Source organism: Lysinibacillus sp. GW821-FHT14F06, from assembly GCF_058803665.1.
Genome location: NZ_JBXAPF010000018.1, coordinates 22,903 through 43,699, shown reverse-complemented (window position 1 = coordinate 43,699; position 20,797 = coordinate 22,903). Strand labels below are relative to the sequence as shown.

Annotated in this window: 20 protein-coding genes; 11 read left to right on the top strand and 9 right to left on the bottom strand. The window is 35.7% G+C overall.

What is annotated here, in order from left to right; all coding sequences use genetic code 11:
• Positions 1 to 4: 4 nt before the first annotated feature.
• The 4 genes from AC1RNS_RS16025 to AC1RNS_RS16010 form a co-directional block, all read right to left on the bottom strand.
• Entirely contained in the window at positions 5 to 640 is a 636-nt protein-coding gene (locus AC1RNS_RS16025; RefSeq protein WP_492994059.1) for a 3-oxoacid CoA-transferase subunit B, read from the bottom strand.
• Positions 633 to 1,319, bottom strand: coding sequence for a CoA transferase subunit A (locus AC1RNS_RS16020; protein WP_492994057.1), 687 nt, complete (start codon positions 1,317 to 1,319; stop codon positions 633 to 635). Before AC1RNS_RS16020 ends, AC1RNS_RS16025 begins: the two co-directional genes overlap by 8 nt.
• 13 nt (positions 1,320 to 1,332) lie before the next feature.
• Entirely contained in the window at positions 1,333 to 2,049 is a 717-nt protein-coding gene (locus tag AC1RNS_RS16015) for a carboxymuconolactone decarboxylase family protein (protein ID WP_492994055.1), read from the bottom strand.
• Positions 2,050 to 2,248: 199 nt separating this feature from the next.
• Entirely contained in the window at positions 2,249 to 3,091 is an 843-nt protein-coding gene (locus AC1RNS_RS16010; protein ID WP_492994054.1) for an alpha/beta fold hydrolase, read from the bottom strand.
• Positions 3,092 to 3,292: 201 nt separating this feature from the next.
• On the opposite strand from AC1RNS_RS16010, the gene AC1RNS_RS16005 reads away from it, so the two are divergent.
• The 4 genes from AC1RNS_RS16005 to AC1RNS_RS15990 all read left to right on the top strand — a co-directional run bounded on the left by AC1RNS_RS16005 (position 3,293) and on the right by AC1RNS_RS15990 (position 6,540).
• Positions 3,293 to 3,898 (top strand): dienelactone hydrolase family protein, encoded by a 606-nt coding sequence (locus AC1RNS_RS16005; RefSeq protein WP_492994052.1) that lies wholly within the window; start codon positions 3,293 to 3,295, stop codon positions 3,896 to 3,898.
• Positions 3,885 to 4,841: a LytTR family transcriptional regulator DNA-binding domain-containing protein gene (locus AC1RNS_RS16000; protein ID WP_492994050.1), complete on the top strand. Its 957-nt coding sequence runs from the start codon at positions 3,885 to 3,887 to the stop codon at positions 4,839 to 4,841. The genes AC1RNS_RS16005 and AC1RNS_RS16000 overlap by 14 nt, the downstream gene beginning before the upstream one ends.
• A 146-nt stretch (positions 4,842 to 4,987) precedes the next feature.
• Positions 4,988 to 5,836 carry an ABC transporter ATP-binding protein gene (locus AC1RNS_RS15995; RefSeq protein ID WP_492994049.1) on the top strand — a complete coding sequence of 283 codons (849 nt, stop codon included), beginning with the start codon at positions 4,988 to 4,990 and terminating at the stop codon, positions 5,834 to 5,836.
• Positions 5,833 to 6,540, top strand: a complete 708-nt coding sequence (locus AC1RNS_RS15990; RefSeq protein WP_492994047.1) for an ABC transporter permease — start codon at positions 5,833 to 5,835, stop codon at positions 6,538 to 6,540. Before AC1RNS_RS15995 ends, AC1RNS_RS15990 begins: the two co-directional genes overlap by 4 nt.
• 14 nt (positions 6,541 to 6,554) lie before the next feature.
• Here AC1RNS_RS15990 and ldmS read toward each other — a convergent pair whose 3' ends face one another.
• Positions 6,555 to 7,709, bottom strand: a complete 1,155-nt coding sequence (ldmS, locus tag AC1RNS_RS15985; protein WP_492994045.1) for an L-aspartate--L-methionine ligase LdmS — start codon at positions 7,707 to 7,709, stop codon at positions 6,555 to 6,557.
• Between the two features lie 121 nt (positions 7,710 to 7,830).
• On the bottom strand, positions 7,831 to 8,406 hold the full coding sequence (locus AC1RNS_RS15980; RefSeq protein ID WP_492994043.1) for a GNAT family N-acetyltransferase: 576 nt from the start codon (positions 8,404 to 8,406) through the stop codon (positions 7,831 to 7,833).
• Positions 8,407 to 8,502: 96 nt separating this feature from the next.
• On the opposite strand from AC1RNS_RS15980, the gene pdxR reads away from it, so the two are divergent.
• Positions 8,503 to 9,876, top strand: a complete 1,374-nt coding sequence (gene pdxR, locus AC1RNS_RS15975) for a MocR-like pyridoxine biosynthesis transcription factor PdxR (RefSeq protein ID WP_492994041.1) — start codon at positions 8,503 to 8,505, stop codon at positions 9,874 to 9,876.
• Positions 9,877 to 9,889: 13 nt separating this feature from the next.
• Here the strand turns inward: pdxR and AC1RNS_RS15970 are convergent, their stop codons facing one another.
• The gene (locus tag AC1RNS_RS15970) at positions 9,890 to 10,291 is read right to left on the bottom strand and encodes a hypothetical protein (RefSeq protein ID WP_492994039.1); all 402 of its coding nucleotides are present in this window, start codon (positions 10,289 to 10,291) and stop codon (positions 9,890 to 9,892) included.
• 333 nt (positions 10,292 to 10,624) lie between these two features.
• Here AC1RNS_RS15970 and AC1RNS_RS15965 point away from each other — a divergent pair, with 333 nt between their 5' ends.
• Both AC1RNS_RS15965 and AC1RNS_RS15960 read left to right on the top strand, forming a co-directional pair.
• Positions 10,625 to 11,434 carry an EcsC family protein gene (locus AC1RNS_RS15965; RefSeq protein ID WP_492994037.1) on the top strand — a complete coding sequence of 270 codons (810 nt, stop codon included), beginning with the start codon at positions 10,625 to 10,627 and terminating at the stop codon, positions 11,432 to 11,434.
• 40 nt (positions 11,435 to 11,474) lie between these two features.
• On the top strand, positions 11,475 to 12,746 hold the full coding sequence (locus AC1RNS_RS15960) for a hypothetical protein (protein WP_492994036.1): 1,272 nt from the start codon (positions 11,475 to 11,477) through the stop codon (positions 12,744 to 12,746).
• A 46-nt stretch (positions 12,747 to 12,792) separates the two neighbouring features.
• Here the strand turns inward: AC1RNS_RS15960 and AC1RNS_RS15955 are convergent, their stop codons facing one another.
• On the bottom strand, positions 12,793 to 13,761 hold the full coding sequence (locus AC1RNS_RS15955) for a quinone oxidoreductase family protein (RefSeq protein ID WP_492994035.1): 969 nt from the start codon (positions 13,759 to 13,761) through the stop codon (positions 12,793 to 12,795).
• Positions 13,762 to 13,837: 76 nt separating this feature from the next.
• Between AC1RNS_RS15955 and AC1RNS_RS15950 the strand changes: the two genes are divergently transcribed.
• Together AC1RNS_RS15950 and AC1RNS_RS15945 are read left to right on the top strand one after the other, a co-directional pair.
• Complete coding sequence (locus tag AC1RNS_RS15950; RefSeq protein WP_492994033.1) at positions 13,838 to 15,475, top strand: ABC transporter substrate-binding protein; 1,638 nt, start codon at positions 13,838 to 13,840, stop codon at positions 15,473 to 15,475.
• Complete coding sequence (locus AC1RNS_RS15945) at positions 15,472 to 16,113, top strand: hypothetical protein (RefSeq protein ID WP_492994031.1); 642 nt, start codon at positions 15,472 to 15,474, stop codon at positions 16,111 to 16,113. Before AC1RNS_RS15950 ends, AC1RNS_RS15945 begins: the two co-directional genes overlap by 4 nt.
• A 267-nt stretch (positions 16,114 to 16,380) precedes the next feature.
• On the opposite strand, the gene AC1RNS_RS15940 is transcribed toward AC1RNS_RS15945, so the two are convergent.
• Positions 16,381 to 17,109: an IclR family transcriptional regulator gene (locus AC1RNS_RS15940; RefSeq protein ID WP_492994029.1), complete on the bottom strand. Its 729-nt coding sequence runs from the start codon at positions 17,107 to 17,109 to the stop codon at positions 16,381 to 16,383.
• A 410-nt stretch (positions 17,110 to 17,519) separates the two neighbouring features.
• Here AC1RNS_RS15940 and AC1RNS_RS15935 point away from each other — a divergent pair, with 410 nt between their 5' ends.
• Positions 17,520 to 19,124 (top strand): M20/M25/M40 family metallo-hydrolase, encoded by a 1,605-nt coding sequence (locus AC1RNS_RS15935; RefSeq protein WP_492994028.1) that lies wholly within the window; start codon positions 17,520 to 17,522, stop codon positions 19,122 to 19,124.
• A gap of 104 nt (positions 19,125 to 19,228) precedes the next feature.
• On the top strand, positions 19,229 to 20,725 hold the full coding sequence (locus tag AC1RNS_RS15930) for an alanine/glycine:cation symporter family protein (RefSeq protein ID WP_492994026.1): 1,497 nt from the start codon (positions 19,229 to 19,231) through the stop codon (positions 20,723 to 20,725).
• Positions 20,726 to 20,797 lie beyond the last annotated feature (72 nt).

Genomic DNA, 20,797 nt, shown 5'->3' with positions numbered 1-20,797 from the left:
CCCCCTATTTCAAAGCAATTACAAAACTTGCTTCTGTACTTTTTTGCACTTGCTCTAATGTAACACCTGGCATTAATTCGACTAAATGTAATTGTCCTTCAATAAACTTAAAAACAGCTAGCTCAGTAATAATGGTATCCACGCTTCTTGTTGATGTGATTGGGAATGTACAATTCTTTAATATTTTACTTTTCCCATCTTTTGAAGTATGGGACATCGTGACAATGACCTTTTTAGCTCCGATTAATAAATCCATTGCACCACCAACACCAATAATATTTTTTCCTGGAACTGCCCAGTTTGCGATATGTGCCTGTTCATCTACCTGAAGCACTCCTAATATTGCGACATCAACATGACCTCCACGGATCATGCCAAATGACTCAGCACTATCGAAAAAGGAAGAACCAATTGCCTCTCCAACAGGCATTTTTCCTGCATTCACGATATTGGGATCAACATCCTCCTCATCCACACCTACTACGCCAAGCATTCCATTTTCTGTATGGAAGAAGACGTTGTTATTGTCAACGTACTTAGCCACCAATGTAGGAATACCAATACCTAGATTTATAATTTGTCCATCCTGTACTTCTTTTGCCGCTCTTTGTGCTATTTGCTCTTGAATTGGATTAATCATTTTCTACTACACCCTCCCTCGTTAAAACCTTTTTCGCTAAAATAATGCGATCTATAAATAAATGCGGAGTTATAATTTCATCACTATTTAATTCACCAGGCTCTACTAATTCATCCACTTCAACAATTACAGTGCTAGCAGCTGTCGCCATTAAAGGATTAAAGTTTCGTGCAGTTTTGTAGTATACTAAGTTTCCTAACTTATCTGCCTTATGAGCACGAATAATAGCTACATCTGCCTTCAGCGCTCTTTCAAATACATACTCCTCACCATCAATCATTTTTGTTTCTTTGCCCTTTGCTAAGTCAGTCCCTACGGAAGTTTTGGTATAGTAACCACCAATCCCCGCACCACCAGCTCGGATTGATTCAGCTAAAGTGCCCTGAGGTAGTAAATCAATTTCTATTTCACCTCGTTGGAACGCCTCACCGACATCCCGATTCCCAGTAAAATAAGAGCCAATAGCCTTTTTAACCTTCTTTTGCTCTAATAATTTACCGAGACCCTTTCCTTTTTCCCCTAGATTATTGCTGATAATAGTTAAATTATTTACATCCAATTCCACAAGAGCATCAATTAATGTTAGAGGACCTCCCACTAGACCAAATCCACCAACCATAATTGTTTGCCCACTTTTCACGCATGTTAATGCTTGCTCTACAGAATCATAAATTTTCATTGTACTCACTCCGTTATTTTTGAATAAGGGCATCACTTAGCTCAAACCAAGAAGGTATGCCCGCTGTCAGTAGGCAAATATAGCCTAGCTCTGCTAATTCAGCTTCCACTACACCTACATCCCTCGATTTTTTAGCCCAATCATCTGTTTCTTTATTTTGTAGTGTAGCTGTATAAATCCCTGTCATTAGGATGAATTTCATTTGAGTTGATACCACATTACTGTTAAGAAGTTCTTGCTTTAAAGCGTTTTCATCATTTGCTGTCAAGAAAGACAGTAATTTTTCAAAATATGCTTCACTTTTCTCTGTTGAAGCGAATGTACTGTAGTAACGTACAATATCAATGGCTGATGCTTCATGAGAAATCTTGTCTGCATCCATATTTGTTAGCTCTAAGGCATATTCAAAGGATTGCAAGCCAAGTTGTAATGCTCTTTCTCCACCATAGTTAAAGGCTACAAGTAAATACTCAATTAGCTCTTCTAATGTAGCTCCACCATCTACAGCCCCCTTTGTGTGATATACCATGCTCCGTGCATAATATCTTGCGGCATTTATACCAACTAGCAGAATATCCTTCTCTTTCACTGAAAGAGCTCCTGGTGCCATCGCTGCACCTCGAAGCGCAGTATAATGATCAAGCATTGCTGGATTATAATCGTGCATTTTTTGTACCCATCCAGGTACAACACCATAAACTTTTTTAAAATACGCTAAGCCTGTTGTCATCTAGTAACTCTCCTTTTAAGGTTGAATAAAAAAAGGCCACACTTACCTAAAGCACGGACTTACCCGCACATTTAGAAAAAGTGTAGCCAACAGTCAAGCAGGGAAAATAAAAAAAGGTCATTTTTCTATAGCTGCTCGATAGGCATTTATTTTAGTTATTTAATTATTTGCACAAAATTTAAAAATCTGCAATAGTTTTTTATAAATTCTCTAAAAAACATTGAATAACTGGATTGACATCTTTTCTTTCTTCAAAGACTAATGTGTAATGATTGCTGCTAGATGTGTATTTCCAAATATTTTTTGCATTTTTCAATGTTTCAGTATAGGATTCTGCTAAAAATAATGCCGGCATAGTGCCAATTTCACCTGTAGAATGTATTAAAAGAACTGGGCACATTATATTTTTGAAAACTTCCTCTGGTTTATAGGCATAAAAACTTTGAAAATCTTGACGTATTTTCTCTTCATCAGATTTATTTTCCCAATGACCATCTTTTTCTGCAATCTCATAACGACCTACATTTTCTAAATGATCAGTCCACTCAACACCAAGTCGACCATAGATTTCTTTAATTTCTTGAATATATGCATTGGCATTTTCATAATGCTTACTAATACGACCAAGTGAAGGTTCAACAATTTTACGCTGGTGATCCGTACAGGTTGCTGCCCCATCAAGTAAAACTACCCCTTTGACATCGGTACGTTTACTAGCAACATTCGCCATGATAAATGCTCCCATTGAATAACCCATTAAAATTGGTTGTTCAATGTTCAATGCGTCTATTAAAGCTAAAACATCCTGTGTATGTAACTCTATTCCTGTGTTTACCGCAGCAGGAGCACTTTTGCCACGCCCCTTTAAATCTATCGATATAAAACGATATTCATCTTTTAGCAGTTCTGCATAATAATGCATTTGCATGTGATTACCTGTGAGACCATGTACCGCGATAATTGTACCTTTCTCTCCTGGGTAATCAGCAAAATGTAACTCACTACCATTCACATTTATTGATTGATATTTCACTCCACTCATCCTCCTTGTAAAAGATAAAGCTAGTTTTACCACCCAAAATAAAAAAAGTCAAAAAATTTTTTATTTTTCCAGAGCTTGTATATTTAATTTTTACCCCAAAATAATTTTTCTACAATAATAAATACAAGCCTAAAATTTTCTAAAATATACACTATAATTTCTTTTTGGTACACTATTATAAAAAGTCAAAATGAGGTCAAAATGAAGAGAAAAGTATTTATTCTACATGAAATATATGGCATTAATGCTTTTATAAAAATGCAAGCTAAAGCATATGAAAACTCTAGCACTAAGGTTGAGTGTATTTCTTTATATCCAGAAAATAAAACATTTACCTACAAACAAGAACAAGAGGCATATGTACATTTCATCAATAATGTTGGGTTTGAAGCTCCACTTAAACTACTTACTCACAAATTGCTAGAATCGAAGAAGCAATATGATGAGGTTGTGCTAATAGGATATAGTGTCGGAGCAACATTAGCTTGGAGGCTATCCTCTCTCTCCTTACATAGAGTCATTTGTGTCTATGGATCACGTATTCGTCAATATCTTGATGTCATACCTGCTTGTCCAACACTTGTTATTTTCCCTAGTAATGAGAGCAGCTTTAATGTACATGAAATAAAGGAAACGCTTAAGCAATTACCAGCAGTTGAAACGAAGCAATTTATTGGTCTACATGGTTTTATGGATTGTTATAATCCGAACTATTGTCATGAAAGCTATTTGCAAGCGCATTTCGATATCATCCAATTTTTAGAAAACCAACAATATCAAGGGGGACAACAAAATGAAGCAAAATGAGGAAATAATGATTGACCCTTATATTGAAGGAGGCAATGTTATCTATCCAAGTTTCCGTCTCTCCCTACAATCTGATAGTATTATAGGTATTTATACAGATGTTTCTAAAATACATACTTTAATGAATTGGTTTATGAAACACAATGAAGCTTTTACACATTTTCGTGAATGTGCTTTGTATGAGCGACTTACAGTTCAAGAATACATCCGATTTTGCATAAAGCTTTTTAATGCTCCTTCTAAAAAAACAGAAGATTTATTAGGGTTGTTTGCTTTAGTGGAGCAAAAAAACAAAAGAATTGACAAGCTTTCAAATGGAGAAAAGCAGCGTTTAAAACTAATTCATACATTTCTCCATCCAGCACGAATACAAGTGTTAGAAGAGCCATTTCAAAATCTTGATGAATTTTCTAAGCAAAATGTTCAGCAATTATTGGATGCTCTTCAAAAACAGCAGAAAAAAATTATTTTGCTATCAAATAACATGGAAAATTTAATTATTTCGAGTACAGAAATATATAGATTAGATACAAATGGCTTACATGCATTAGATGTAAAAGATGATGAATCTGAAACGATTGTTCCTTCAATTGAAAATACACCAATTCGACTTGATAAAATTCCAACAAAAAAGAATGATAAGATCATTTTATTTAATCCTCCAGAAATTGATTACATAGAAAGTGTTGAAGGGTCTGTTTCTGTATATGTTGCAGGTGAAGCTTATCCATGTACATTATCCTTAAATGAACTTGAACGGAAACTGACACCATTCGGCTTCTTCAGAAGTCATCGTTCATATATTGTCAATTTACAAAAGGTGCGTGAAATCATTACATGGACGCGTAATAGCTACAGTCTTTCCCTTCACAGCACTGAAAAAACAGTAGTACCATTGTCGAAAAATAAACTAGCAGATTTAAAGGAAATACTCGGAATTTAGGAGATTTCCCAGGAAATAAACGACTCCTGTCAGATGAAGTATCTCTCCACTAAAGATCATTTTTCTGCCTTTCACCTTTAATTTACTGCTGTGCTTTTGATTGTTGTTTATAGTGTAGACATCAACAACACACAGGAGGTTAACACATGAACACAGTGATTGAAGTTCAACATTTAAAAAAGATATTTCATAAGGAAACAGCATTACAGGATGTTTCCTTTAAGATTCAAAAAGGAGAAATCTTTGGATTCCTAGGACCAAGTGGCTCTGGAAAAACAACTACTATTAAAATACTAACTGCACAAACTGATAAAACAGATGGCAATGTATTATTATTTGGTCGTCCAGCAAATGAAATGAAAAAAAGCCAAAATCGTAAACGCTTTGGCATTTTAACAGATAATAGTGGTTTGTATACTAGGTTATCAATCGAGGAGAACTTACTTCTATATAGTGATTTATACCAATTATCTAAAACAGCTGTAAAAGAGGCTTTGGAGTTTGTTAATTTATACACTGAGCGTAAAAAGAAGGTTAGTCAGCTTTCTAAAGGCATGATTCAACGAGTAACACTTGCACGAGCAATCATGCATAAACCCGATTTATTATTTTTAGATGAACCAACTTCCGCACTCGACCCTGTTAATACACAGCATATTTATAATGGATTACGTAAATTAAATGAAATGGGTACTACAATCTTTTTAACAACACACGATATGAGTGAAGCAGAAATACTTTGTGATCGTGTAGCCTTCTTACACAAAGGGAAAATTCGTGCAATGGGCTCACCAAAAGAATTGAAAAAGGAATTCGGCGATGAATCCATCACAGTCGAATTAAAAAATGGTGAGGTTGCCGTTATTCAAAATGGCTCAGAAGATGCATCAAAATTGTATAAATGGATGCAATCTAACGAAGTTTCTCGTATTTATACAAACGAACCTACACTGGGTGATATTTTTATGCAAATAACAGGGAGTGATTTAGTATGAACATTTCAATGACACGTATTCAGGCTATTTTTATGAAGGATTATAAGGAGTTTTCACGGAACTATGCAGTATCTCTTATGATATTTGTACCATTTGTTTTAGCATTTTTTTATAACAAAACTGGAGTCACTTCTATTAGTGAGTATTTTCTACCAATTAATATAGGTTTTTCTATGGTTACTGCCTATGTACAATGCTGTTTAATTGCTGAAGAGAAAGAAAAAAATACGCTTCGTAATTTAATGCTTTCCCCTGCTTCACTTGGAGATATTTTAATTGGTAAAAGCTTGTTTGTCTTTATTGTTACACTGATAGTAGTGGGAATCACTATTTTTCTTGTGGGCTATAATCCTGCCAACATATTCATCATAGCTATTGCTTTAATGCTTTCATCTGTGTTCTATATTGCACTTGGAACATTGTGTGGATTATTTGCGAAGTCTATTATGGAAGGATCTATAATTATTCTACCTGTTATTCTAATTTTCCCATTAGGCTCTTATGCTTCACCATTATCAACAATTTACCCAGCTTTGAAATTTATGGAGTGGTTACCAAGCTCCCAGTTGGTACTATTAGCAGAGGCTTTAGAGGGAAGCTATTCAACAACAGATGTGATTATCCCGATTGTTACAATCATTGTATGGTCAATTTTTGCTTGGATAATCACAGCATTTATCTATAAAAAAAGAATGGTCGACTAACGACCATTCTTTTTCTAATATAATATTTCTTGTTCATATGTTTCAATTTTCTCTAAAGTATCAGCATACCAGATTCCCACAAATCTCGATTCAACAGACTCAGAAAAATAGTCTCCATCATAGAAGGATAATGGAAATAGGACACCTTGTGCTATGAATTTTTTGATCGTTTGATAAAAGGATTCATTTTGTCGAGGATTTTTTGCTACATAGGAGGCAAATTTATTTATGGGCTTGCCTAGTGCATCATGAAACATTAGCATAGAGGTTGAGCCGTTCTGCCTGAAATTCAAGTCAATTGCCTGAACGTCTCCAGCCTCGGTAACTATTAAATCAAAGCCTGCTATTCCTACAAAGCCTTCCGCTACCCCTCTTTCCATAATATGTCGTCCCACTTCGATAACCTTATTCGGTACTTTATCAATGATGATATTTCCTTCATAGATACCATTATCATCTGTTATTTGCTGAGAGGCTCCTAAAAACTGAATACCTAGCTCTTCCGAATAAACAAACTGACAGCTATAGTTATCCTTTGTCTGTAATAGCTCCTCAATAATAACGCTCTCCGTACCTGTCATACGAAACTGTCGTAACCCATCTGTGAGCTCATTTTTATTCTGGCAAATAATGACCCCATACCCTCCGGAAGTGGGAGAATCATCACCCGGCTTCAAAACGACAGGTGGCTGCCAATTTTTAATAGCATCTGAAAGTCTATACGTTTCCACATTTAAGCGACTGGGGACAAATTTGCTATCTATTAAGTGATCAATATATGCTTTTGTATTTAGCTCATTAAATTTCTCCGCGTCCATCCAATAACAATCCCGATTCATATGCTCTGTATCATGAATATATTGACAGACAATTGTCTTCCCTTCTTCACACCAAGATTGAACCTGTGCAATATATTCCTCTTGCGTTTCATAACTATAAGGCTGTTCCACCCACGGTATCCCTGCTAATTCATGAAGCTCTTGTGCTTTTGCTGTTTGCGTGGCACGATGTACTAACACAGGTATATCCGCGATTGCCACTTCCCTAGATGTTAAGGCATCTAGTTTATGTGGATCATCCATCATCCAGGGATTATCACTGTATGGCGTTCTTGGTGTATACACAGCATGATTACCGTAAATTTGCCTTAGTGTCAATTTTGGTTTCAAGTAGATTACCCTCTTTCAAGTTTTAGGTATTCTACCCTTCCATTTTATTTTCAACACTTTTTAAGATAAAAATAGATATATAGCGTAATTAAATACTATATTTTACCTAATTAATAGGAGATTAATCCAATAATTGCTGTAATTTCATTTTAACCTCTGGCCAATCCTCCTTTGTTATACTGTACATAACTGTATGGCGAATCGTACCGTCTTTACGAATCATATGATTACGTAAAACCCCCTCTTTTATTGCTCCAATGCGCTCAATTGCCTTTTGAGAACGGTAATTTTCATGGTCTGTTTTAATTTGTACACGTTGAAAATTTAAAATCTCAAAACAATATTGTAATAACAAATATTTACAATTCGTATTAATAGCAGTCCTCCAATAAGCGGGTATCAGCCATGTTGTACCTATTTCGAGCCGTTTATGTTTATCATCTATATCCATAAATCTAGTTGAACCGATAATCTGTCCAGATTCCTTATCCACTATGACGAATGGAAATTCTGTTTTCTTCTCTTTTATCGCTAAGGCATTATCCACAAAGCCATTCACATCCTCTATATTTTCCATAGCAGTAGACATGTGCAGCCATATTTCTGGAAAATTGACAGCCTCTAAAATACCCTGTACATCCACTTTATCCAGTGGTCTTAGTAATACTGTTTCATTTTCTAATGCTATAAAATGCATGTGACCTCACTCCTTTTTTTACTATTAAACGGCAATTTTGATATGATAGACAGAACCAAATATCAAAAAATACACCATACCAGGGAGAGGTGCATGATGGAGCTTTCCATTTCATTTACTAAAGATATAGCAAAATATGTTCAAATTTATGAAGAAATCAAAGTAGCTATCATCAACAAAAAGCTTTGTGCGCAGGATAAGCTCCCTTCCAAGCGAGCTCTTGCTAAAACATTGAATGTTAGTATCCATACGGTACAGGAGGCCTATGAGCAATTGCTAGCTGAAGGCTATATCTATAGTAAGGAACGCTTAGGCTATTTTATTGCTCCCTTTGAATTTGAATGGGATCAGCATTTACAGAAACACACCTCCCCAGCCTCATCAGCTATTTCACATACGATTAATTATGACTTTCACAACGGGCATGTGGATAAAACGGCTTTCCCTTTTACCAGCTGGCATAAGTTGTTGAAAAAACACTTGAATATGGGAAATTTAACGACTAGTCCGTGGCAAGGTGAATGGACATTGCGTGAAGAGATTGCAAGTTATGTGGCACGTTCAAGAGGCGTGCAATGTGAGGCATCTCAAGTGTTTGTGTATAGTGGTACACAAAATCAACTTCAGGCATTATGCCATTTCTTTGGCTCAAAAACACATGTAGGCATTGAAGACCCTGGCTTTAAACGGGTATGTTCAACAGTACAGCAATGTGGATTGTTCGCCCATGCTATTCCTGTTGATAAATCGGGTGTTACAATCCCTACTGAATCTCTACACTTGTTATACACAACGCCTGCACATCAGTTTCCACTTGGAATGGTCATGCCTATTGAGCGCCGCGCTGCTATTCTGCAATGGGCTACATCTAAAGGGGCCTTTATTATTGAAGATGATTATGATTCAGAATTTCGCTTTAAGGGACTTCCCATTCCCTCTTTAGCGAAAATGGATCAGCTTCAGCGTGTTATCTATTTTGGCACATTTTCTAAAACTCTTATCCCATCACTGCGTATAAGTTATATGATTTTACCTCATTCTTTAGTAGATGATTATCAGCTTTTTCATCAAGATCAAAAATCGGTTGTATCAAAAATCGATCAGCTTGTTTTAGCCGAGTTTATTGGACAGGGATTATTCGATAAGCATCTAGCTAAAATGCGTACGATTTATCGTAAAAAGCAACAGACCTTGCTAGCAGCTATACATGCGCATTTTTCAGAGGAGTTCAAGATAATTGGTGAAAAGTCAGGGCTTCATATTGTTATCAAATTACCCTCATGGCTTTCCGAGCAAAGAGCCATACAACTAGCCATACAAGTAGGAATTGCTGTCTATCCATGCTCAGCCTCATATCAACAGAGTTCTCAACATGCAATGGTCATTATAGGCTATGGTGGGCTAACACTTGAACAGATCACTGAAGGTATTGCTTTGCTTGCAGCCACCTGGAAAGCAGGCTGCACCTAAAGAGGCATATGAATCACTGGTGTGTAACTGTTATCAAAGAGTTCTCTGGAGTAAGATAGGAACCATTTGCTACCGAAATATCTGACTGATGCCTATCAATTTCAGAGTATAGAACAATCTTCTCTTTGTTCACATAAATAATTAAATAAATATCATCACTGGTCTCTATTCTGCTATCACCTATAAATTTCAAACCTAGCGTATTATTTATGCTATCCTTCGAAGTATACGGCGAAAAAAGATATGCTTTTTCCCAATCAAATTTTGCAATTTCATTCAAATCTATAACTGTATTATTTTTATTATTTATCATTGTATGAAAAGACTCTTGTAATTCTGTATTTAACAAATCTGTATTTGAGCTACACCCATCTAAAACAACTATTAATAAGATAATAACCATTATTTTCTTCAATGATAACATCCTCTTTTTATACTATATTTTCCGTTCGACGCTTTTTGATTTATTAAGTTCCTTATCTTAAAAGTTTTTCTACCATTTTAGTAAGCAAGCTTCTACTTCAAATGTAAAGCTATTTAAAATTTAACAAAACTATCGAAACCTTTTACCAAATTTCCTCGTATTGTAAATAAAGAGGACTTCATTCAGTAAGGATTTTCCTCATCCCTACTGAATGGTAGTTAAACAAATCGAGCTATCACTGGCAGTTCATCTCTTAATTTTTGAAGTGGTGGTCTTACTGTCCGTTTTATGCAGGATAATGCATACCAAAGGGGAATCGACAAAATGGAAAATCGAGAGCAATTAGAAAAGCATTTGCAAGAAATTCAAGCTTGGGAAAAGGATCAAAAGGATTTATGGTTTTGGGAGAAGCTAGGACGTATTCCATTTAAAATTTTAGACAAGATGACTCCTTCTTTTCTTCAAAATAAGATAGCCTTACTTGTCGATGAATTAGGGAGCTATGTTCAATCAGGCGGTAAATATTTAATTAATGAACAGGCAATGATGCAAAAAATTCGTAGCACTTCTTCGTTTCAGCATATTTTTGATATTTCCGATATTGGACAAATGCCTTTAGAGGATATGATTGCTCTTAGTGATAAATTACAGGAAGAACGTGTGAAATTAGCAACAGTGCAAGGTGCTTCTACTGGCTTTGGTGGTATCTTTACATTAGCCATTGATATCCCATTTATTTTAGGAATGGCTTTAAAAACCTTACAAGAAATAGCCATTATTCATGGCTATGATCCAAATGATAAAATGGAGCGTATTTTTATTGTTAAATGCCTACAATTTACTTCTGCTGATATCGTGGGCAAGGAGGCCATATTAAAGGAGCTGTCTTCTATGCATGATACTAATCATGCATCTGAAAACATGGTTTCACAGCTTCAAGGCTGGCAGGAAGTATTTTTTACGTATCGAGATCAGCTAGGCTGGAAGAAGCTATTTCAGATGATTCCTATTGCTGGAATGATTTTCGGTGCCTATGCTAATAAGGGGATGATGCAAGATGTATCTGAAACAGGAATTATGCTCTATCGCAAGCGAAGAATCGTTGAAAAACTTAATACACTGAATGATATATGAAAGTTCTTTTACCTTCAAAATACGATCAAGGAGTGAAATCATGACCACAAAATTGACATTAGACGAAGCTATCCGATTTTTTAATGAGCATTTCCCTGAAGGCTGTTGCTATAATGAAAATTATTCACAAGTAGCTGCCATTCGTTCTGGAAGTAATGGTCAAGAAGTAAATCTTCGCTTTCAGCGTTTGGGCAATCAATTACAGTTTTTAGCAAGCTTATATGATAAAATTCCTTCCTCTTCCATAAAGGAACAGGTGAAAATAGCAGTTTTAGCTACCTTAACGGCTATGGAGGGATTACAGAATAACTCTGGCCAATCGCTTTTATTCAGCAATGCTACTTTAGGAGGCTCTCCATCTGGTGGTATTGTGTTAGCAGGCTTAGTAATAGCTTACGAGCGAGTTTACAATGATTTGGATACTATCGACCAAAACCGTCTACTGCTTGCAACAGAATCTTTAGCCAATCAAATTGCCTCTTGGATGGATAGCATAACAAATCCAAGTTTCAATGCTTTAGAAGATACTGTTGATTGCTGGAGAAATCAAAAATTTGCTAATTTCGCTGTCAATGGTCCTATTCTGCATGTTGGTGGACTTGGTTTATATTTAGATGTTTTGTCAAGTCATGCTTCCGCTACAGATTATCCAAAATATGACGTTTTATATAAATACGGAACATATGTAATGGACAGATGGTCAACCTTGGACTCCTCAGAAACAATGGCCTCTGTAGCTATAGGTGGCTTAGTAACTATAAATTCCGGTCGCAAGTTTTTCCCTTCGTCAGGATATAATGCATATGTTGGTATGGGCTTGGCTTGGTTAGCTCATGGAATTTCCTATACTGGTTCTACTGGAGTCATGCCTGATTGTCGCTTAATCAATGACTCACAGAAAATAAATAATTTTTATAGAAGTACTTTTGATTCTCAGCCTGATATGAAGGCTTATGAAATAAGTGAGCCGGCAGATTTTACAGGTGAGCAATTAAAAGAGGATACCATTCTAGCAGTTGTAGAACAAGGTTATACTAGAACAGAAATTGATCAATTGCGCTCAGGTCATCTTGATAGCTCTACAGGTTATTTATATACCCTTGCTTGGAATGGCGATGCGGCTTTTCTAATAGCTTTGGACAAGGCTGTTAGAACTACAGGTGAAACTGTCTTTTTAGCAAATGAGGCGAATGACGGCTCATCCGTAATTGTCGCTTATGCACGTGTAGGTGAGGCAGCAGCACATAGAGCTATGGCTGGATTTGCCGGTATGCTTCAATGCGGCATCTTGACCGTCACTGACGGAAAATAAAAACAATTAACCCTCTGTACAATCATCTTACAGAGGGTTGAATATTTTATATTTTTATTAAAATCTTTCCCTGATGCTGACGACTTTCCATTAACCTATGTGCTTCTTGCATATCCTCTAATGCGAAAACTTTAGCAACTGGTACTTGAAAGCTCTTATTCTTTAATAGAGTAAAAATATTTTGGGCAACCTGTTGTAATAACTCAGGCTTAAGCTTTCGGGTTGTTCCTAGACTAAATCCCTTGATATTACGGCAGCTACTATGTAAATCTGAGGTCATGATTTGCCCCGCTTTACCACCGCTATTCCCAAATTGCACAAGGGTACCATATGAGGCTAAACAGCTTAAGCTTTCTTCCGTTACATTGCCTGCAATGGAATCAAAAATGATGTTTACACCATGTCCATCTGTATAGTCATTAACTTGCGTACTAAAGTTCTCATAGGTCACTACATGATGCGCACCAAGCTCATAAACAATACTCGCTTTCTCTATATTGCTAACCGTTCCAATAATTTTTCTTGCCCCTAGATTTTTGGCCATTTGAATAAGCATTGTCCCTACTCCTCCAGAGGCAGCATGAATTAATACATCTTCATTTTCTGGAATGGGCGCAATTTGGTGTGTCAGCAGATAGGATAAAAATAAAACTGTTGGTGCTGCAGCTGCTTTCTCCACTGGGACATCATTAGGAATACGAAATACAAGCTGCTCCTTTGCCACTACATATTCTGCGTAAGCTCCATTTTTCGGAAATGCAATAACTAGATCTCCTTTTTTAAACATACTATTCTCATCAAATACATCTTCAACTACACCCGCTACATCTAAACCTAAAATCATTGGAAAATTTGCTTTAGCCTTATTCCCTGTTCTGTTTTTAATATCAGCAAAATTTACACTTGTGTAGGTTGTACGTATTAATACCTCCCCAGAACTTATACTAGGAATTGGACATTCTACATACTGCAAAACATCAGCAGAGCCAAACTCATTCATAATAATAGCCTTCATAAATGTTCTCCTCCTTGTTATGGTAACATTATAAAAGAGAATAATTTGTATAAAAAGAGACAAAAGGAGATAGTAAATGTCCACCTTTCTATCAAAAAATAAAACACTTTTCCATTTACTTTCACTGTATTGCCACAAAAAAAACGGTACTTTCAATCAACAGCAATTAGCTGCTTTATTACATATTAGTACGAAGCAATTAAATCGTTATCTTAAATTATTTCAGCAGCACAATTGGCTAAGTTATCAGGCTGGAAATGGGCGCGGGCACTTATCCAAAATTCAATGGCACCAAGATATTGAAAAAATGATTGTAGATGCAATGAAACCTCATATTTCAGTAATGACGATGATGGATTGGGAAGAGTTATTTGCATTTCCCCATATAACAGATTCTCTAGCTATAAGCTTAAAGCAACTATATCAACAAAACATTACAAATAACATCGTATATAATGAACGATTGATAGTGCCAATCTACCACCCTATTTATAATCTTCAACCCGATCAAGTGAATGATGCTTATAGTGCTGCACTTTTATCCAATATTACAAATCGTTTGGTCGAAGCAGATACTGTTGGTACTATTATTCCGTCTCTCGCCCATCACTGGAAAATGAACGATCAAAAATTGCGTCTTTATTTGCGAAAAAATGTTACTTTCCACAATGGTGATTTACTAACAGCAAAAGACGTCGTTTGGTGTTTACGTCAATTACTTCACCTTCCTCTATGGAAGCCTATCCAAGAAATTAAAATTGTGGATATGTGGACAATAGATATTATTCTTTCGGAATCTTGCACATACGTGCTATACTTGCTGACCGATATTCAATCAAGTATCTACAAAACTGTAGATACTATCATTTATGGAACAGGTTCATTTGCAATTTCAACATATACGACCAATCAAATTGTTTTAAAAGCTTATGATAATTATTTTGGCATGCAGGCTTTATTGCAAACAGTGGAACTGAACTTACTACCAAAATCACTAAATTCATTTTTTCAAACAAATTTTTTAACTTCTATTCATCATAAAAAAATGAATATCCAAAATGGGATTTGTGCCATCATATTAAATAAAAATACAGAGGTTTGTTCAACTAAAATTAAAAGACAGCACATAAAAAACATTATACATAAGCATTTATGTAGATTCCTTCAAAGTAATCCATCATTAAAGAATCATTTAAGGGATTTTAATAGTAGTATTCCACCACTAGGTACAAATGAAAATTTTAAAATTGCTGTATCTAAAGGAAAGAGCAATTTGAACCAGCACTTAGTTTCAGCTTTTAAACAATATGGTTATCAACCACAAGTGGATACATTAACACTATCTCAATATATTAAATATAGTCTACAACAACTTCATCATGATGTACTTGTGTATACGAATGTTATATCTATACCTACAGCCTTTAATAAATTACAGGCTATGTTTAGCCCAGACTCTCCAATTTATAAAGTCTGCAAAGATGATATATATTTTAACAATCTACTTAACCAATTCAAATGTACTTCAAAATCTGAATGGCCATTACTGTATGATGCACTATACGACTATTTAATGGAAGAAGCTATTTTGATACCACTATTTACACATCTCGATGATATACCGTTTGCTCATGATATATTAGAATTAAGCTTTAATTACTTAGGGTATATTGATTTTTCAACGATTTGGTATGATGAGGAGGAATTTTTGTGAAAATTAAACAAATAAAAGCACAACACAATAATATCCCATACAATTTTTTTGATAATACGAGCAGCAAAGTATGCTTTATGTTCTCTGGCACAGGTTATACCTATGAAAAGCCACTCCTTTATTATTCTACTCAGCTAATGCTAGAGCTAGGCTATGATATTGTACAGGTGTGCTATGCATTTGAGCAGCAGCAGTTTGAGCAGGACCCAAAAGCTATATCAGAAATGGTTTATCAGGTAGCAGATCCTATTGTAGAATATATTTTACATACAAAACCTTATCAGGAGGTTGTATACATAGGTAAATCACTTGGAACATTACCGATTATCGATTTTTATATGCAGCAATGTCCAGCTGTATTTTCTCGTTATGTTATTCTCACACCATTATTGTCATTCGAGCACATTGGACAAAACCTTGTAGAAAAAAATGCATTTCTAGCAATTGGTACAGCTGATCCTCATTATTCGAAGGAAAGGGTCGAGCCACTATCCTCCCATCATCTTTCTATTATAGAAAATGCGAATCATTCTCTTGAAATAACAAACAACACTGTAGAATCCATAATTATATGCCAAGCAATATTAACAGAGCTTAAGAAATACCTACAGAAAACTAGCAATTTACTAGAATTATAGACTTATGCATACAATGAAGAGAAGAGTAAATAAGGCTGTTCTTCCCAGAGAGCTCGGGATGCTGAAAACGAGTAAGAACGAATTATTGAAACAAGTCTCGGAGTAACGCATTGTATTTCTGCATGAATGATGATGCGACGGGAGCTCCCGAAGGATTGTAAGTAACAGGCAACAGTAATTCAAAACTGAAATATCACTCTTTTGATGAAAAAAATTAACCATCTAATGTCGGCTTAATATTGACACTAGATGGTTATTAAAAAGTTTTTATATATATCCTAATTCATGTGATAGTTGCTGTGCCGTTTTAATGACTTCTTGAGCTATACTCTCTAATTTTTCAGCATCTGTATCATATTCAAAACACTCTGCACTAATGGCTGCAATGGGTTGTTTATTTGAATCAAATATAGGTGCTGCTATGGATACTGTTCCCTTTGTTTTTTCCCCGAAGCTTATGGCAAAGCCTTTTTCTCTCACACCATTGAGGTCCCCAATCAATTCTTCTTTCTCTCGTTCCTCAAGTTGTTTCAAAAATTGCTGCTGTAGATCACTTTTAGAAAATGCAAGCAATACTTTATTAGGAGCTCCAATAGGATATGGGATTTTCTCGCCAATCATATCAATAATCCGAACATTTTTAGGACTATCAATTCTATCAATAATAATGGATGCGAACTGCTTGGCAATACTTAAGTAGATGGTTTCACGAACATTATAGGCAAGGTTTTCTAAGAGAGGATGCGCTTTTTCTCTAATATCCGTCTCGTGATACATTTTCATGCCAAGTTGCAACCATGTATAGCCCAGTCGAAATTCCTTTTTATTATCATTTCTCTCTACTAAATCAAAATTTTCTAATGTATATAATATTCTGTAAATTGTGCTAGTTGGTAATTCTGTTTCATTAAAAATTTCCTGCACAGAAAAAAAACGTTTTGGATGTCTTGCCAGCATATTTATGACTACCATTGCTCTTTCTATTGATTGAATCATTTCATTTTCTCCCTTCCTTTATCCTATATGACCTCTATCTTAAAGTTTTTATAGATTCAATGCTTTTAGGGGAATCATTATTATTCATGCAAATTATCAAATTTTTATGTACCTACAATTATTTTCATGTAGCCCCTGCTTTTGAATGTAGTTTCATTTATTTTAACTAATTTTTAAGTATATAAATAGATGCTAGATGAAATATGTGCATAGGATCCACTCAATTAGTACGGAAAATTACAAGTATTCATAAAAATTAAAATTGACAATTTTATATTTTCCCTTTACGATAATTTATATTCCATTATGCAGATTAAATTTCGTATAGTGGAATATTTAGTAATCAAAAATATCTTGCTTAATGATTAATATCTAAAAAATTCACAGTTTACTATAAAAGGAGCAATATAATGAATACTTATATGTGGAATACACCTGAAAAACTACGTGCCCTACTATGTGAAATTGTTAGCTGGGAAAGCAGAACTTTAACAAAGGGAGAAAATGAATTTGCCTATAAATTAAAAGATAAATTGTTAACGCTTCCATACTATAAAAAACATCCTAAGTTCATTGAGTTACACGATGCAGGACTTGGAAGAAATGCTGTTACAGCATTCTACAAACATCCAACTGCAACAGAAACTATTGTGTTAATTAGTCACTTTGATACAGTGCATACGGAGGAATATGGAGAACTTGAGCCATTAGCATTTTATCCTGAAGAATTAACCAAAAAGCTAATGGAGCCTAAGTACAAAGAAGATTTACCAGAAGCGGCTCGCATTGATTTGGAATCAGGGAATTATTTATTTGGACGCGGCACAATGGATATGAAAATGGGTCTTGCGTTACACATGCAGTTGATTGAAAAGGCAAGCTTTGAACAATGGCCCATTAATTTGATTTTAACTACCGTTCCTGATGAGGAAGTCAACTCAGCTGGAATGAGAGCAGCAGTGGTGGAGCTTGTGAGACTTCGTGAACAACATGGTTTAACCTATAAATTGTTTTTAAATAGTGAACCTTCCTTTTCGCAAGGGCCATCTGATACGAATGAATATATCTATTCAGGGACAATTGGTAAAATCATGCCTGCTGCATTGTTCTATGGAAAAGAGACACATGTGGGTGAACCATTAAAAGGGATGACGGCTAACTTTATTGCTTCCTATATGACACAGCATATGGAGTGGAACCCACTTTTCCGTGAAACAGATCTAGGCGAAAGCACGCCACTACCAGTATCTCTACAATTAAAAGATTTGAAAATGGAGTATTCTACACAAACACCTTATCGAGCTGCGGCACTTTACAATGTCTTTTTGTTAAAGCGTACGGCTGCAGAAGTCATGGCTATTTTTGAGCAAGTCGCGTTACAAGCTATGGCTGCTTGCAATGAACAATATCAACACATTTGTACACGAGAAAAAGTACAGGGTGTAGGCAAAGTAAAGGTATTACGTTACGAGGCACTTTTGGAGCATGCCATCGATAAATTAGGTGCTGAAGAAGTACAATCTATTAAACAGCAGGTTCTTCAACATAGTGCATGGGATGATCGTGAAAAATCAATTCGTATTGTGGATCAGCTCATGATTCGCTGTCAGGAATTAGCACCCGCGACGGTACTGTTATATGCACCACCATACTACCCTGCGATTAATTCATCCAATCATCCACTAGTGAAACAGTCGATTGAATTGATGAAGAAAACGGCTCGAACATTTGATATTGAGGTGGAGCAGATCCATTACTTTAACGGAATTTGTGATTTAAGCTATGTTAACTATTCAGATGAATCCAATGAGTGGCTAGTATTTGAACGGAACACACCAGTATGGGGCGATACGTATAGTATTCCATTTAAAGAAATGACTGCATTACAAGGCCCTGTATTAAATGTTGGTCCATTTGGCAAAGATGCACATCAAAAAACAGAAAGATTGCATGTGGATAGCGCTTTTAAAGAAATGCCTATCATGATTGATACATTAATTAAAAGTTTATTTTAAATAAAGAGGAACTTCATTCAAAATGGGGTTTTCAAATCCTCCAATTTCAATTGTTACCTACTAATTTTAGAAAGACACATAACAAAATAGAAAGAGGTTGTTATATGGATTTTGCCGCTTTAACAGGAAAAATAGCTGGAATTATATGGAGTAATGCTTTAGTTTATCTTTGTTTAGGAGCGGGAGTTTACTTTTCGCTTCTCATGAAGTTTCCACAGCTGCGTCTCTTCAAAGATATGATTAAACAATTATTTAATAGAAAAACTTCAGCAAATGGCGTTTCATCTTTTCAAAGCTTTGCTATGGCATTAGGTGGACGTGTCGGTATTGGGAATATCGCAGGTGTAGCTACAGCTATTTATTTTGGAGGACCAGGGGCTATCTTTTGGATGTGGGTCATCGCCTTTTTAGGAGCTGGTGCTGCCTATATAGAGTCAGCGTTAGCACAGGTTTGGAAACAAGAAATCGCAGGAGAGTATCGTGGAGGACCGGCATACTATATCGAAAAAGGGTTAAAAAATAAGCCATTTGCTATACTTTTCGCCATCGCTACTATTTTAGCAACGGGTTTCACTGGCTCTGGTGTCCAAGCCTTTAACATTGCAGATTCTACAAAAAATGCATTCGGTATTTCACCAATAATCACAGGTATTATTGTTTCTGCAATATTTGGATTTGCAATTTTTGGCGGTATTAAAAGAGTTGGTAAAGTTGCTGAGTATGCTGTACCGTTTATGGCAACTGCTTACATCCTTCTTGCATTCGTCATTTTATTTATCAATATCAAAGAAGTACCTGCTATATTTGCTTTAATTTTTAGCTCGGCCTTTAATTTAAATGCTGCATTCGGGGCTGTGTTTGGGAATGCAATAATGTGGGGAGTAAAAAGAGGTGCTTATTCAAATGAGGCAGGTCAAGGTACAGGAGCACAAGCAGCAGGTACCGCAGAGGTATCTCATCCTGCCAAACAAGGGCTTGTTCAAGCATTCTCTGTCTATGTAGATACATTACTTGTTTGTACAGCAACAGCCATTATGATTATTTCCACAGGTAGTTACAATATTGCCCATCCTAATGGTGGATTTATAGTCGAGAATCTTCCAGGAGTTGAAGCTGGTACTGCTTTCGCTCAAGAGGCAATCAACTCATTTATCCCTGGCTTAGGAAGCCCGTTTGTAGCGATTGCTGTATTTTTCTTTGCGATTACTACTATGCTTGCTTTTGGGGTATATACAGAAAGTAATGTTGCTTACTTATTTAAAAACAATAAAAACTTTCCGACTATTGCAGTTGTTGTAAAAGTATTATTGGTCATTTCCATCTTTTTTGGAACTATTCGTTCATCCTCAACTGCTTGGAATCTTGCGGATATTGGTGTAGGTACGCTTGCTTGGCTAAACCTAATTGCTATTATCCTCTTAACAAAGCCAGGTATTGCTACCTTAAGAGATTATGAAGAACAAAAGAAAATGGGCCTTGATCCAGTCTTTATTCCAGAAAGATGCGGCATTAAAGATGCAGAATTATGGACTGAAATTACTGAAAAAAACTATCCAGATCAATTAGCCGCATTGAAAGAAAAGGTTGGCGATTTGAAATAATTAAATGACCCTGTAGAAGTCACTAAGAAGTTGAAAAGGTGCTATACAGGGTTCTTTATTAAACTTCTATTG